This is a genomic window from Halobacillus massiliensis (assembly GCF_900166625.1).
GTDB lineage: Bacteria > Bacillota > Bacilli > Bacillales > Halobacillaceae > Halobacillus_A > Halobacillus_A massiliensis.
The window spans coordinates 1245990-1260290 of sequence record NZ_LT800499.1; the positions used below are offsets into that span (position 1 = coordinate 1245990).

Below are 14301 nucleotides of genomic sequence, written 5' to 3' on the forward strand. Positions count from 1 at the left end.
GTTTTAAGTAAATCTTTCTTTATAGTAGATGATGAGGTGAAACGATGAAAAGTGAGCTGCTGAAACAGTTGAAAAATCAATTTCATCAGGAAAATATCTACTTAATTGATAAGCAGGAACGAAAAGCTGTGTCTGCCAGAGAAAACTTTATTAATGTTCCAAGCTGGATTGATATGTCTTTAGAAAGCCAAGAACCGATTATAAAATTATCAGATACGATGTATGGCTTTCAATATGACGATATCATCATCGTATTAACAGGAACAGCTTCTTATAATAAACAGGAAGCCTATCAATACTTTAAAAATAATGAGCAATGGCTAAAGCTTCTTATTAATTATTCAAGAAATGAAGAGAACCAGAATTCTTTGGACTTATTAATGAATGTAGCGCGGACACTTGCTTCCCGGATGTATGAAGAAAACATATTGGAAATAATCATTCAGTCTGTAGTTGATGCCATCCCGGCAGCGGACACCGGATTCTTGTTTTTACTGGATGAAAAGCTAAGTCGGCTTCTCGTCAAATCCGCTGTAGGCTTTCATGAAGAGTCTTACAAGAAGACGCGTTTGAAAATTGGGGAAGGCATAAGCGGACAAGTTTTCCAGCATGGGAAGTCTGTCATGATTCATGGAGAAAAAGAGATCGCTGCCCAAATGGCGAATATGTCTGAAGCGAACTTTCGCTATTATATTGATTCGACAATGTATAAGAATTTTCCAGACAGCATGATATCTGTCCCGCTTCGTTTTCAAAATGAGACAGTGGGAGTTCTGACTATTAACAGCTTTAAAGGAGGAAGTCTGTTTACGGAACAAGACTTAAATCTCCTCGAGTCTTTAGCTGACCATGTCGCTATCGTGATTACTCATGCAGAACTTTATAATAAGGAAAGAAAACAGAAAAAAGAGTTACAGAAAATTCATCAGGCGCTTCGCAATGAACATGTGACCCTTCAGCGCACGACTGATTTCCATAATCAGCTGACAAATATTGCTGCCAGAGGAGAGGGAGCAGATGCAATTGTCCGTACGCTGAAGTCCATGGTTCATTATCCTTTTGCTATTTATGATTCACTTCTTAAACCTTTTTATATCGATGAAGCAGTGAAAAATAAGCATCTGCCAAAGGGATTCTTAAGCCATGAGCGCGTAAAAAAAGTTATGTCTACAAATAAATGGCAGCAAATTACTTTAGATGGGCAGGAGAGGCTTGTGGTTCTGCCCGTCATTGGTGTGGAATCCATGTGGGGATTTCTTTGTATATGGATTGATTCTGCGGATTTCTTTGATAATGACATTTTTCTTTTTGAATATGGGGCTACTGTGCTATCACTGGAATTAACGAAGCAGGATGCTGTAAAGGCAGCAGAGAAACAGGCAAAGGGAGAATTTGTGGAAGTTCTTCTGACAGGGGGAATGCCCCCTGCACTCGAGGCACAGGCTGTGAATCTTGGTTTTCATTCTTCAGACTATTATGTTATGGTTCTCTGCAAAGTGGATCCGGAAGCTGTAGAAAAGAAATCAATGGATCAAAACATTCGCAGACAAAAAGGTGAAATTATCGAACTCCTTGAGCATGGATTAGTCAAACATCAGCTGAAAGGGATTGTATCCATAAATAGTACATACATTTTTGCTATGATTAGTTTTACAGAAACAGAGGGCAAGCTTTCAGCCAGGGAAAAAATTAAGCCATTTGTTCAATATTTAGAGAAAACTCCCGCCCTTATTAAAACGGGAATAGGCCGTGTACATAAGTACCTGTCAAACTTAAATAATTCCTATAAAGAAGCAGAGAAGTGCATTCAGCTTTTAAGAAGCCAGCAGGGGAAAAAGGTAATAAGCTATGCAGAATCAGGGATCTTCCGATTTTTCTTTCAAAACAGTGAAGAGGAATTAGCTCTATACGTTTCTGATATTCTTGGAACGCTTATCAATTATGACCGTCAAAAAAACACTGATTTTATTAGGACTTTAATGGCGTATATCACATATGATAAAAATTTACAGAGAGTAACAGATGCTTTAAATATTCACCCTAATACTTTATATTACAGAATTAAACGAATTCAAAATATTTTAGATCTTGATTTTGAACATTCAGAAGACTGGCTGAACGTGCAGCTTGCCTGTCAAGTTTACGAATACATCAACCAGAAAGAAGGGGAATTGCATTGATTGCGATACAAAACATTACGATACATCCGGTTACAAGCCCCCTGATCAAACATGCAACACTTTTTATTAAAGATGGAAAGATCGATAGAATTGAGCAAGGAGAAGTTGATGTTGCGGGTTGTGAACGAGTCATTAATGGTGAAGGAAAGTTCCTGACGCCAGGGTGGATTGATGCCCATACTCATCTCGGAATTGATGAAGAAGGTTATGGCTGGGAAGGAGCGGATTTTAATGAAACAACAGAGGCGGCTACTCCCCACTTAAGGGCCATTGACGGTATTAATCCTTTTGACATCGGCTTTCAAGATGCAGCTCAGGCGGGAATAACATCTGTCCAAGTCCTTCCGGGAAGTGCGAACGTCATTGGTGGATTGACCGCTATTTTAAAAGTTAAACCCGGAAAAATAGTGGAAGAGATGACGTTAGTAGAAGAAGCAGGCTTAAAGATGGCGCTCGGTGAAAATCCGAAGCTCTATCACGGCAAAGAAGGTCGTTTCCCGATGACCCGAATGGGCATCGCGGCTATGATTAGAGAATTTTTTGTAAAAGCTGATGAGTACTTATCGTCTGATATGCCTCGAAATTTGCGGCTCGAAGCATTAGGTAAGGTACTGAAAAAAGAAATACCGCTGCGTGTGCACGCCCACAGGGCGGACGATATTATGACAGCTATCCGACTTGCCAATGAGTTTAATATTAATATGAACCTGGAGCATGTAACCGAAGGACATAAAATTGTGGACCATTTAGAACATTATAAAAACCGCTACAAATTTTCCATTGGCCCCACTTTATCGAGCCGGAGCAAAGTAGAGCTTAAAAATATTTCCTGGGAAACGTACGCCACATTTGCTAAGCATAATATCCCTTTTTCCATGATCACTGATCACCCGGTGATCCCTGTCGGTCAGCTGCAAACCTCAGCACAGCTTGCGGTAAAAGCAGGTTTGAACGCAGATACGGCGCTTGAGAGTGTAACGATTCGTGCAGCAGAGGTACTTGGTCTTCAGAACCGCACAGGAAGTATTGAACAAGGGAAAGATGCTGATTTAACCATATGGGACAAGCATCCGATTAGAGAAAACGGACGAGCAGTAATGACATTTGTAGACGGAGAAGTGGTATTTGAATGATAAACAGCCGCCTTGTAAGGTGGCTGTTTTTTTTTGATATGATATAAAAGAAGGAGGGAAAGAAATGAATCGATGTGCCTGGGTAACAAACGAACCTCTATACGTGGAGTACCATGACAAAGAGTGGGGAATCCCTGTTTATGAGGACAAGAAGTTATTTGAAATGCTCTGCTTAGAAGGTGCTCAAGCCGGGCTGAGCTGGTGGACAATTTTGCAAAAACGGGAAAATTACCGCAAAGCCTTTGAGCAATTTGAGCCTGAAAAGATTGCTCTCTACAGTGACGAGAAGATTCGAACTTTGCTTGAAAATAAAGGGATTATACGCAATAAACTTAAGGTGAAAAGTGTGGTCACTAACGCAAAGGCATATTTAGCCATCCAAAAGGAGTATGGATCTTTTTCCAACTATATATGGTCATTTGTCGATCATACCCCAATCGTGAATCACTGGGAAACAATAAAAGATGTCCCGGTGTCCAATGAATTAAGTGAGAAGATGAGTAAACAGTTGAAAAAAGACGGCTTTAAATTTGTTGGTCCTACTATCTGTTACTCGTATATGCAGGCTGTTGGAATGATAAATGACCACACGCTTAACTGCTTCCGGCATCCTTCAAGGTTATAGTTAAAAACCTGTATTTTTCCTTTTTTTAGGAGAGTTAAAATAGTTACATTACCTGTACAAAGAGAAAAGAAGCGGGGAAGTGATTCGCTTTTTTAGCGGGGAGCCGATGAGCTAGCTCGCTGCACTCGTGGATCTCCCCTTGGCTCTTCTCCCTGCAGGAGCTTCGTTATCGCTTCATTTTCTTCTTAATGGTGAAAGAGAAAGAGCTGTTCCGTTTATCAAGTACGGAGAAAAGCGGCTGGGAAATAGCTCGCTTTCCGCGGGGAGCCGGTGAGCTAGCTCGTTACACTCGCGGATCTCACCATGGATCTATCTCCCTGCAGGAGTCTCACCATTTCCCAGCCTCATTACCATTGATAGTATAAACGGAACGCTGGAGTTTCAGTAGTCCCCTTAATAGTAATAGTCTTATCTTACTCAGGGTTCCGTTACTCCTAATAAACGCAAAGGGCCGGGGGAAACGGCGAGACTCCTATGGGAGAAAAGAACAGGTGAGATCCCGGAGGGCTAAAAGCCCGAGGAAGCTCACCGTTCGCCCATGGAAAGCAAGTTGTTTCCCCAGGCCCGATCCTCTATATTCAGCAAACGGAACAGGGTTCTCATTTTTTTGAGAATTAAAGTGATCTGCAAGGGAGTTATGAACATGGGGAAGCTCCGAAAGGCTATTTACCGGAGGAAGCTTACCGTACTCCCTGGAGAATAAATTTTCCCCCACGTTCTTTTCATTCTAACAACATGGGGACTCCTGAATTTTAAACGCTGCTTACTCCTTTTTTGTATCTCCGGAAGCCGTCAAAACAGTTCCAGACTGCAGCTGTTATAAATATAGTGCTGATCCCCCAAATAAAACTTGCCTGAAATTGTTCTGGGGCTACATTGAAAAGGTCCGCCATATAGCTGATAAACTCGGGGTTAAATAATCCGCTGCTTGTTATGATTATTATAAAGATAAGTGTGGCTGTCACTTCGTGTATGGTATTATACCAGGCCAGCCCAGCGGTCCACTGCCTTTTCAAAAGTTTATAAAGCGCAAACCCAATCTCCAGGCCAATCACAACAATAACAGCAGGCCAAAAGGAGTTTAAGACCTCCTGATTTAAAGAGGGAATAACAAAAGTTAATCCGTCTCCATGATTTTCATATACACCTAAAAGCTGGTCAGCATTAAAATAAACGGTGGACCAGACAGCTGTCCAAAATAGCCCAACAAATACTTCCCAAAGAGGAATGGCGCGTTTTTTTGGAACGTAAGTCACTGCTTTTAGTTGATCCGGGGTCCATTCCTGGCCATGCGGGGTGAGCGGCTGCTGATCAATTTTTTTATCAGCTCTTTCAATAAGAGCAAAGGTTAAAGTTACCCAAAAGAACACTTGAATACCGACTTCAATGACTCTCCAGATCCCTTCAGCAAAGATAGTAATTATAATATCAAGTGCGGAATTACTTTCTTCTGGAGAAAAGAAGGACTCAGCAGTCAGGCTGATCAAAGAAATAACGGCGGCAATGGGCAGAATCATTTTAATAAGAGAAATATACATATCATAATAGCGAGGACCAATTAGATGCATCGGTCTGTCCCTATAGCCGGCTGCAAGCAAAACCGGATTTCCCATTTGTTTAAGCACTTCTTTTACATTTTCTTCTGTATAATCATCTGGCAGCATATCCTCAATCGTCGACCTTATTTCAAGCAATATGTCCTCCCGATTCTTTTCTGGAAGGCGCCTTTCTACTTCCTGAAGATATACCTCAATTAATTTCATCGTTCTCCTCCTCAAGTAAACGAGATAGTTCTTTGGTCGCTTTGAACCATTCTTCTTTCAGCTGTTGGAATATTTCTTCTCCATAGTCTGATAACACATAATATTTCCTGGGCCGTGTTTCTGTTGTATCCCAGCTGCTCGTAACAAGCTCTTGTTTCTCAAGACGCCTGAGCAAAGGGTAGAGTGTGCTTTGCTCAATAAAGATGCCGGACTTTTCTAAAAGACGGACAAGTGAATATCCATACTGCGGTGATCTAAGCTGGCTTAACACAGCTAACGTAAGGTTACCGCGTCTTTGTTCTGTTAATAGCGTTTGGAGAAGCTGGTTCATATGTTCCCCTCCTTTTCATACTGTATGTCGTACTCTATATTTATAGTATATGTCGTACAGTGTTGTTTGTGCAACACTATTTTATTTCAAAAATAATTGACCAGTGTGGTCGAAAAGAATATAATGAAATTGACCACACTGGTCGACTGAAATATGACTTAAAAAGGGGGATCTCTGTGACAGGGAAGTTTGAAAGCCTTGAGGATGAGAAACGCGAGAGAATACTAAGGGCAGCCTTTCTTGAGTTTGCTGAGAAAGGGTATGACCAGGCCTCAACGAATGCCATTGTAAAAAATGCAGGCATTGGAAAAGGAATGCTGTTTTATTACTTTAAAAATAAAAAAGCCTTATATTATTACCTGATGAAATACAGTCTAAATGTAATCACTGAAGAATATTTTCAACGTATCGATATTACAGAAAGTGACTTTATTGAGCGGTTTAAACAAGCTTCACAAGTCAAAATGGAAACTTACCTGGAAAACCCGGAACTGTTTCGGTTCACTGGAACTTTTCTTGTACAACAAGAGGAGAACCTTTCGGAGGATTTGAAAAAACGACTGAATGACGTTCAGAAACAAGGGTTTTCCATCATTTATGATAATATCGACTATTCATTGTTTCGCAAGGACATTGATGTAGAAAAGGCTTTTAATCTGATCCGCTGGTCTATCGATGGCTATCAAAATGAGATTAAAGAGAGGCTAAAGGGCCAAAACCTGGCGGAAATAAATTTTGATCCTCTGTGGGAAGAATTCTATGAATACCTTGAAGTTTTAAAGAAAACCTTTTATTCGTAAGGGAGGCAGTGAGATGGCTGTATTAAAAACGAGAAACCTTACTAAGCATTATGGAAAGATTAAAGCTCTGGACGGTGTTGATATTCAAGTGAATGAAGGTGAAGTGTTTGGTTTTATTGGTCCTAATGGAGCGGGGAAGTCCACGACGCTTCGAGTCTTGCTCGGGATTATTAAGGCAACTTCGGGAGAAGCAGAGATTTTTGGGCAGGATGCCTGGAAGGATGCTGTTGAAATTCATAAGCGGATCGCCTATGTACCTGGGGATGTGAATTTATGGCCGAACCTGACGGGAGGGGAAGTCATTGATCTTTTTATAAAATTGCGAGGCGGGCATACTAACGGCCGTAAGGAAGAATTTATTGGAAAATTTGACTTGGATCCTACTAAAAAGTGCCGGACCTATTCGAAAGGAAACCGTCAGAAAGTGGCATTAGTGGCTGCCTTCTCTTCAGATGCCGATCTATATATTTTAGATGAACCGACATCAGGACTGGATCCCTTGATGGAGAGGATTTTTCAAGAGTGTGTGATGGAGGTTAAGAGAGAAGGGAAAAGTGTGCTGCTTTCAAGTCACATTTTATCTGAAGTTGAACGGTTATGTGATCGTGTCGGCATTATCCGCCAGGGTCAGATTATTGAAACAGGTTCACTATCTGAAATGCGCCATTTAACACGCACTGTTCTATTAGTGGAAACAAAACAGCCGATGCCTGAACTCAGCCAGCGAGAAGGTGTTCATAACGTAGAAAGATTAGAAGATGTTTATTCATTCCAAGTCGATTCAGAAAAGCTGGATAAGGTCATAGCTTACGTAAGCGGGTTTGGCATAAAGAAAATCGAGAGTGCTCCCCCGACATTGGAAGACTTATTTATGCGTCACTATGAAGGAGCAGGAGGTGAAAGATAATGAATCGGCAGTTATTTGCTAATTCAGGTCTGCTTTCCCGTCTTGTTTTAAGGCAGGATCGCATAAGACTGCCTATATGGCTGCTTGCATTTATCGTTTCAACCCTTCTAGTTGCTAATTCATTTTCAACGTTGTATTCCACACAGGAACAACGGCAGGCGATGGCAGAAACGATGTTAAATCCAGCAATGACGGCAATGGTAGGACCTGGGTACGGTCTTGATCATTATACGGTGGGTGCCATGCTGGCCCATCAAATGCTGCTGCTTACGGCTGTAGTGGTTGGAATTATGAATATTCTGCTCGTCACCCGGCATACACGTGCTGAAGAAGAAGATGGACGCCTTGAACTCGTTCGTGCTCTGCCTTCAGGAAAATTGTCTAATGTTACGGCTGCACTTTCAGTAATTTGTGGAGCAAATATTCTACTGGGTCTCCTGGTTGCCGTTGGTCTTACGGGTATGGGCATTGAAAGTATTGATATGGAGGGTGCCCTGATATATGGTGCCTCCTTAAGCGTAACAGGCATTTTCTTTGCTGGAGTAACTGCATTGATTGCTCAGTTATCTGGGAATCCGCGGGGAACGATCGGCCTGTCTATGGCCGTACTGCTGATTGCGTATTTGGTTCGTGCAATCGGAGATGTAAGTAGTGAAACACTTTCATGGTTTTCTCCTTTTGGCTGGATTGTCCGATCTGAAGCTCTTGTTAATAATGAATGGGGACCTGTTGCTTTAACATTAGGGGCAGCGGTATTATTGATCCTCATTGCTTTTTCTTTAAATACGATTCGGGATGTAGATGCAGCCTTTCTTCCATCAAAACCAGGCAGAAAACAAGCTTCTTTTTTCCTGTTGAGCGGGGCTGGACTTCCTCTAAGTCTCCAGCGTACAGCTATCATTTCCTGGGCAATAGGGATGCTTGTGCTAGGCGCATCCTATGGATCGGTGCTTGGAGATCTGGAGTCATTCTTTACGAATAATGATATGATGCAAGAACTCTTAACACCTGTTGAAGGTGTTTCCTTAACTGAACAGTTTCTCACCATGCTGATGGCTGTTCTTGCGATGCTTAGTACCATTCTCCCGATGATGGCTATACTAAAACTAAAAGGAGAAGAAAATAAAGGTCGTGTAGAACACCTGTTAGGAAGAGCGGTTTCACGCACTAAGCTGCTTGCAACTTATATAGGAGTTTCTATCGTCAGTGGGTTTATTACGCTATCTCTTGCTGCAGCAGGCATTAGTGGAGCAGGTCTAGCGGTAATGGAGGATGCTCCAGCCTTTAGTACATTTTATAAATCAGCTCTCGTTTATTTGCCGGCTATGTGGGTGATGATTGCTGTTTGTGTATTACTTTTAGGATGGGTGCCACGATTAACAGGAATCGCCTGGATGTATTTAATTTATTCTTTCATTGTCGTTTATTTAGGAGGGCTTTTTCAATTTGAGGAGTGGGTAGAAAAATTAACCCCATTCGGTCATATCCCTGAACTTCCAGTAGAAGAAGCCTCCTGGGGGAATTTAACCGTTCTGACTATTTTAGCGATTATCCTCATATTCATTGGTTTAGTGGGCTATAACAAGCGGGATATTCAAGGGTAATAAAAGCCGTCTTGATCACACCCTTGTTCCGTTTGCTTAAATAAAGAGGAGCAGGCCTGGGGAAAGGCTCGCTTTCCATGGGCGAACGCTGAGCTTCCTCAGTCTAAAGCCTTCCGGGATCTCACCCTGTTCTTTTCTCCCATAGGTGTCTCGCCGTTTCCCCCGACCCTTTATGTTTTTTGGGTAACGGAACATTTAAGAAGAGAGGAGTAATCCTATTAGAGAGCTTAATGAGATTACAGAGTTCCGTTTTCTCCATTAAATTTAAAGAGTCTGGGAAATGGTGAGACTCCTGCAGGGAGAAGAGCCAAGGTGAGATCCGCGAGTGTAACGAGCTAGCTCACTGGCTCCCCGCGGAAAGCGAGTCATTTCCCAGCCGCGTTTCTCTTTCAACAGAAACGGAACAGTTTTTTCCTTTCCTCACAAAGGGAAATGGTGAGATCCGTGAGTGTAGTGAGCTAGCTCACCGGCTCCCCCCCCCTGAAAAGCAGTTATTTCCCAGCCTCCTCCCTCCTATTACAGGAAACGGAACAGCTCCTTTCACATCCCTTTTTCCTTTGAAGAAACAAAGGGAGTCTATAGTCACAAAAAAGCCATTATAAGTTATATATCATTAGTCTGCTGTCCTTGCCATTATCCTTCAGCTTTCATATAATATGGAAACACTTAGGAAGAGATGATAGGAATGAGCAGAGATTATTTAAGGTGGTCAGAGGTCCCATATGCTGGAGAAAAACATCCGCCAACAAATCCAATCACACCTTATGCAGGATCATGGCCGCTTTTTTATTTAAAAAAGGATAGCAAAGGAGCATATTATGGACCGGACGGGCAGAAGTTAAACTTCCCACTTGTTCATCCGAAAAAAATTGATTTTTACGAAGAACTAAAGGAAGTAAAATATACGTTAAATCATCTGACTAAAGAACAAAAGAAAATTGCCATATATTATGGATCGGGCGTTCCGACTAAACAATGGTCTCCCGTTATTGATCGGTTGATTGATACGTATAATGTGAGTCCCACCTATGCAGCACGTATATTGGCAGTCGTTCAAGCTGCCGTAAATGATACGATGATGGTGGTTTGGGATATGAAATATAAATGGGATACGGCCCGCCCAGATCAATACGATCAGAAGCTGAGAACTATACTATGTACCCCAAGGTTCCCCACCTATCCATCCGGTCATGCTACGATGTCCGGATGCTCGGAAGTTGTCTTAAGCTATTTCTTTCCTTCTGAAGCGAAAAAGCTGAAAAAAATTGCTGAAGATGACGCTGTCAGCCGATTATACGCTGGTGTCCATTTTCCTTCCGATAATGAAGAAGGAATCAAATTAGGGAGGTATATTGGCCATATCATTGTCCAGCATTTAGAAAAAGAACGTGATATACGGGGGAAAAAGGTTGACCACCCTGTAACCGAATATAGAGACGCAAATATTTTTCCTTTAGACTATCAGCAATTTATTCCTTTTGATTTCGCTGCGGATTGCACGTCTCTTATGAAAGACTTTTATAATCACAAGGTAGAAAAGAAGGATAGTTTTCCAAATCACATATCAAAACCAAAACTATTTTATTAAAAAAGGAGGGCGGCTTTATGCCGTCTTCTTCTTTATGTAAGGGCAGTAAAGGGAGGTTAACTTATTTTTGTTGAGGTTGACAATGTTTGATGTAATAGGGTAACCTTCATTCATACATATTATAAAGAAGGTGCCTTTGATGAAATTATTAACTATGGTTTATGCCTCTTTATTTGCAGCAATAATAGGAGCTTTAGGTTTACTGCCTCCAATTGTTACGCCATTCACACCGGTTCCTATTACGGCTCAGACACTTGGTGTTATGCTGGCTGGGTCAATATTAGGGGCGAAACGAGGGGGGCTTAGTCTATTAATCTTTGTCCTGCTCGTTATGTTTGGAGCTCCTCTTCTTTCTGGAGGAAGAGGGGGACTTGGAACGTTATTTGGCCCTTCAGGTGGCTATATTATCGCATGGCCAGTGGCCGCCTTTGTTATTGGGTTATTAGTAGAACGCTTATGGAAAAAGTTGAACATCGGCCTTTATATTTTTATAAATATTTTAGGCGGGATACTGTTAGTCTATGCTTCGGGCGTTACCTATCTATCTTTTATGACACAGACTCCATGGCTAAGTGCGCTGACAGCTGCTCTCATATTTCTTCCGGGAGATATAGTAAAAGTAGTGGCAGCTTCGCTCCTTGCGCGGCAAATCAATCGAGTGTATCCGCTGATTGGGAAAGAAGAAAATTTAAAAAGGCATTCACGTGCTGCCTAGGCTTGCCTTATACAGGCAAGCCTTTTTTAAAAAGGAAAGGAATGAAAAGAAGTGACCTATATAGGAAAAGAGATAAAAAAGATAGCTGGATGCCATCCAAAACGAGTTGCTGTCAAAGCGGAAGGGGAATCTATTACTTATGAATCTTTCTTGGATTCCATTCAATCTCTCAACAAAAACCTCCATTCTGTTTTTTCGAATATGAAAGGAAGAAAGATAGGGTTTTTATTGGAGAATAGTCCCCAGTGGCTGGAGGTCTTTCTGGCGGTGAGTGAGAGCGGAGGGATTGCTCTTCCATTGGATCCGAAGTGGAGCAGTGCTCAGTTAATAAGTGTAATCAGTGAAGCTGAGCCTGACCTTGTCATCTTTGATTCCTGTTATACTGAACGTGTAGATCATTTATCTTTTGCTGTTTCCATGGATGAGTTAAAGAGACTTCCAGGTGCAGATAAAATAGGTAGACCAGTGTCTGATCAGCATCCTTTTTATATCGGCTATACTTCAGGTACGACGAGTCAGCCTAAAGGATTTGTAAGAAGTCACGCCTCATGGGCCAACTGTTTTTTAAAGGGGAAGGAAGTATTTTCCTTAAAAGAGAGTGACCAGATTCTCTGTCCAGGCCCAATGGTCCATTCTCATTTCTTGTATGCAGCCGTTCAGGCGTTACATATTGGAGCCACCCTGCATCTGACCTCGTCGTTTGACGGGGAAAAAGTTTTAAACCTGCTTCAAACAGAACAGATTTCTGTCTTGTACATCGTGCCTACTATGTTTGAAGCTATGTACAAGTTTAAAAGTAAAGGAGCCCCTCCAAAGCTGACTACGCTTATTTCCTCAGGAGCAAAATGGCCGGTTTCTTCTAAAATAGAAGCTCTTGAATTTTTTTCTGATGCTTCTATATATGAATTTTACGGAGCTTCAGAGTTGAGTTTTGTCAGTTATAAGCTTCTAAAGAATCAAAATCTGCAGGAAGAGACTATAGGTGTCCCGTTTCCCGATGTGGAGATTTCCATTATTACTTCGACCGGAAGACCAGCCCGGCAGGGAGAAGTCGGCCAATTATATATAAAAAGCCCGTGGGTGTTTGATGGTTATTTAAACCGCCCGGAAGAAACTAAGCAAGTCTTTTACGAACAGTGGGCAACTGTTGGCGATCTTGGTTTTAAGGATGAGTGTGGGCAGATCATTTTAAAGGGACGCAGCCAAAATATGATCATCAGCGGTGGTCTTAATATTTATCCTGAAGAAGTGGAGCAGGTGATTCGAAAACACCCTAATATTTATGAAGCTGTTGTCAAAGGAATTGAAGATAAGTATTGGGGAGAAAAGGTGGTAGCTTTTATCACATGTAAAGAAGGCAAGCAGCCTCATATAGACGATCTTATAAGCCTGGTCTTCCATCATCTTCCTAAATATAAGTGTCCGAAGGAATGGGTGGTGCTGGAGGAATTTCCTTATACGAGCAGCGGGAAAATAGCTCGAAAAGAATTGACCATTTCTTAAGGAGGGATTATATGCATGAAGCAGTGATCGTTGAAGCGAAACGAACACCTATTGGCAAGGCAGGCGGCAGGCTGTCCCACCTTCCTCCTGAAAAACTGATGCAGCCTCTTCTTGAAGTTTTAACAGAAGATCTTGATTGTAATGAGCTTAATGATGTAATACTGGGGAATGTCGTTGGGCCAGGAGGAAATATTGCCCGCTTGTCCCTTCTGACTGCAGGGCTGCCTGTCTCAGTTCCTGGTGTAACAATTGACAGACAGTGTGGGTCTGGACTGGAAGCTATTAATATGGCTGCAAGATTTATTCAGTCAGGAGCAGGTGATATTTATATTGCCGGAGGGGTAGAGAGTACAAGCCTTGCCCCATGGAAAATAAAGAAGCCTGCTTGTATTCATGAAGCTCCGGAAATTTTTACGCGAGCAAGGTTTTCTCCGCCATTTATCGGTGATCCGGAAATGGGAGAGGCGGCAGAGAATGTTGCAGAGCGTTATTTCATTTCAAGAGAAGAACAGGATGAATTTGCTTTTTACAGTCACAAAAAAGCAGTGCGAGCTCAGCGTGATGGTACTTTTAACGATGAAATTGTTACAGTCGATAATGTCGATCGCGATGAATGTCCCCGCCCGGATACTTCCCTTGAAAAGCTTTCACGTTTACAGCCCGTTTTTAAAAAAGGAGGAACTGTTACGGCTGGGAATGCCTGTCCAATGAATGACGGAGCGGCGGCTGTACTAATTATGTCGCTGGAAAAATGTCAGCAACTTGGATTTAAACCTCTGGCCCGTTTTGTTGATAGTACATCAGCGGGGGTGGACCCCAATTTATTGGGCATCGGACCTGTACCGGCTATAAAAAGGCTCTGGGAACGTCAGAATTTAAGTGAGCGTGATGTGGATTGTGTTGAATTTAATGAAGCATTTGCCTCTCAATCTCTGGCATCATTAAAAGAAATGAACATTTCTCTTGAGAAAGTGAATCGCTCTGGAGGAGCTCTGGCGCTTGGGCATCCTTATGGAGCTTCTGGAGCCGTACTGGTCACAAGGCTTATAGCAGAGATGAAGAGAAGTTCTTTTCACCGGGGAATGGCCTCACTCGGGGTTGGGGGAGGAATGGGACTGGCTGCTTTCTTCGAGTCACTTTAAGGGAGGGGAA

The 14301-nt window shown here is 42.1% G+C and carries 12 protein-coding genes; 10 read left to right on the forward strand and 2 right to left on the reverse strand.

Annotated elements, in window-relative coordinates; translation table 11 throughout:
* The first annotated feature begins 44 nt into the window (after window positions 1–44).
* The 3 genes from B7E06_RS06230 (at window position 45) to B7E06_RS06240 (ending at window position 3938) form a co-directional block, all read left to right on the forward strand.
* Window positions 45–2180 (forward strand): helix-turn-helix domain-containing protein, encoded by a 2136-nt coding sequence (locus tag B7E06_RS06230; protein ID WP_082233148.1) that lies wholly within the window; start codon window positions 45–47, stop codon window positions 2178–2180.
* Complete coding sequence (locus B7E06_RS06235; RefSeq protein ID WP_082233149.1) at window positions 2177–3313, forward strand: amidohydrolase; 1137 nt, start codon at window positions 2177–2179, stop codon at window positions 3311–3313. Before B7E06_RS06230 ends, B7E06_RS06235 begins: the two co-directional genes overlap by 4 nt.
* 64 nt (window positions 3314–3377) lie before the next feature.
* Window positions 3378–3938, forward strand: coding sequence for a DNA-3-methyladenine glycosylase I (locus B7E06_RS06240; RefSeq protein WP_082233150.1), 561 nt, complete (start codon window positions 3378–3380; stop codon window positions 3936–3938).
* A 752-nt stretch (window positions 3939–4690) separates the two neighbouring features.
* On the opposite strand, the gene B7E06_RS06250 is transcribed toward B7E06_RS06240, so the two are convergent.
* A complete protein-coding gene (locus B7E06_RS06250) occupies window positions 4691–5701 on the reverse strand; it encodes an HAAS signaling domain-containing protein (protein ID WP_082233152.1) in 1011 nt (336 codons plus the stop codon).
* A complete protein-coding gene (locus tag B7E06_RS06255; RefSeq protein ID WP_082233153.1) occupies window positions 5688–6032 on the reverse strand; it encodes a PadR family transcriptional regulator in 345 nt (114 codons plus the stop codon). Before B7E06_RS06255 ends, B7E06_RS06250 begins: the two co-directional genes overlap by 14 nt.
* Window positions 6033–6208: 176 nt before the next feature.
* Between B7E06_RS06255 and B7E06_RS06260 the strand changes: the two genes are divergently transcribed.
* From B7E06_RS06260 to B7E06_RS06290, 7 genes are all read left to right on the forward strand, one after another.
* Window positions 6209–6832 (forward strand): TetR/AcrR family transcriptional regulator, encoded by a 624-nt coding sequence (locus tag B7E06_RS06260; RefSeq protein ID WP_082233154.1) that lies wholly within the window; start codon window positions 6209–6211, stop codon window positions 6830–6832.
* Between the two features lie 13 nt (window positions 6833–6845).
* Complete coding sequence (locus B7E06_RS06265; RefSeq protein WP_082233155.1) at window positions 6846–7739, forward strand: ABC transporter ATP-binding protein; 894 nt, start codon at window positions 6846–6848, stop codon at window positions 7737–7739.
* Window positions 7739–9343: an ABC transporter permease gene (locus B7E06_RS06270; RefSeq protein WP_082233156.1), complete on the forward strand. Its 1605-nt coding sequence runs from the start codon at window positions 7739–7741 to the stop codon at window positions 9341–9343. Before B7E06_RS06265 ends, B7E06_RS06270 begins: the two co-directional genes overlap by 1 nt.
* A gap of 685 nt (window positions 9344–10028) precedes the next feature.
* The gene (locus B7E06_RS06275; RefSeq protein WP_082233157.1) at window positions 10029–10931 is read left to right on the forward strand and encodes a vanadium-dependent haloperoxidase; all 903 of its coding nucleotides are present in this window, start codon (window positions 10029–10031) and stop codon (window positions 10929–10931) included.
* A gap of 139 nt (window positions 10932–11070) precedes the next feature.
* Window positions 11071–11646, forward strand: coding sequence for a biotin transporter BioY (locus tag B7E06_RS06280; RefSeq protein ID WP_082233158.1), 576 nt, complete (start codon window positions 11071–11073; stop codon window positions 11644–11646).
* A gap of 51 nt (window positions 11647–11697) precedes the next feature.
* Entirely contained in the window at window positions 11698–13149 is a 1452-nt protein-coding gene (locus B7E06_RS06285) for an AMP-binding protein (RefSeq protein WP_082233159.1), read from the forward strand.
* A gap of 11 nt (window positions 13150–13160) precedes the next feature.
* Complete coding sequence (locus tag B7E06_RS06290) at window positions 13161–14291, forward strand: thiolase family protein (RefSeq protein ID WP_082233160.1); 1131 nt, start codon at window positions 13161–13163, stop codon at window positions 14289–14291.
* The last annotated feature ends 10 nt before the right edge of the window (window positions 14292–14301 follow it).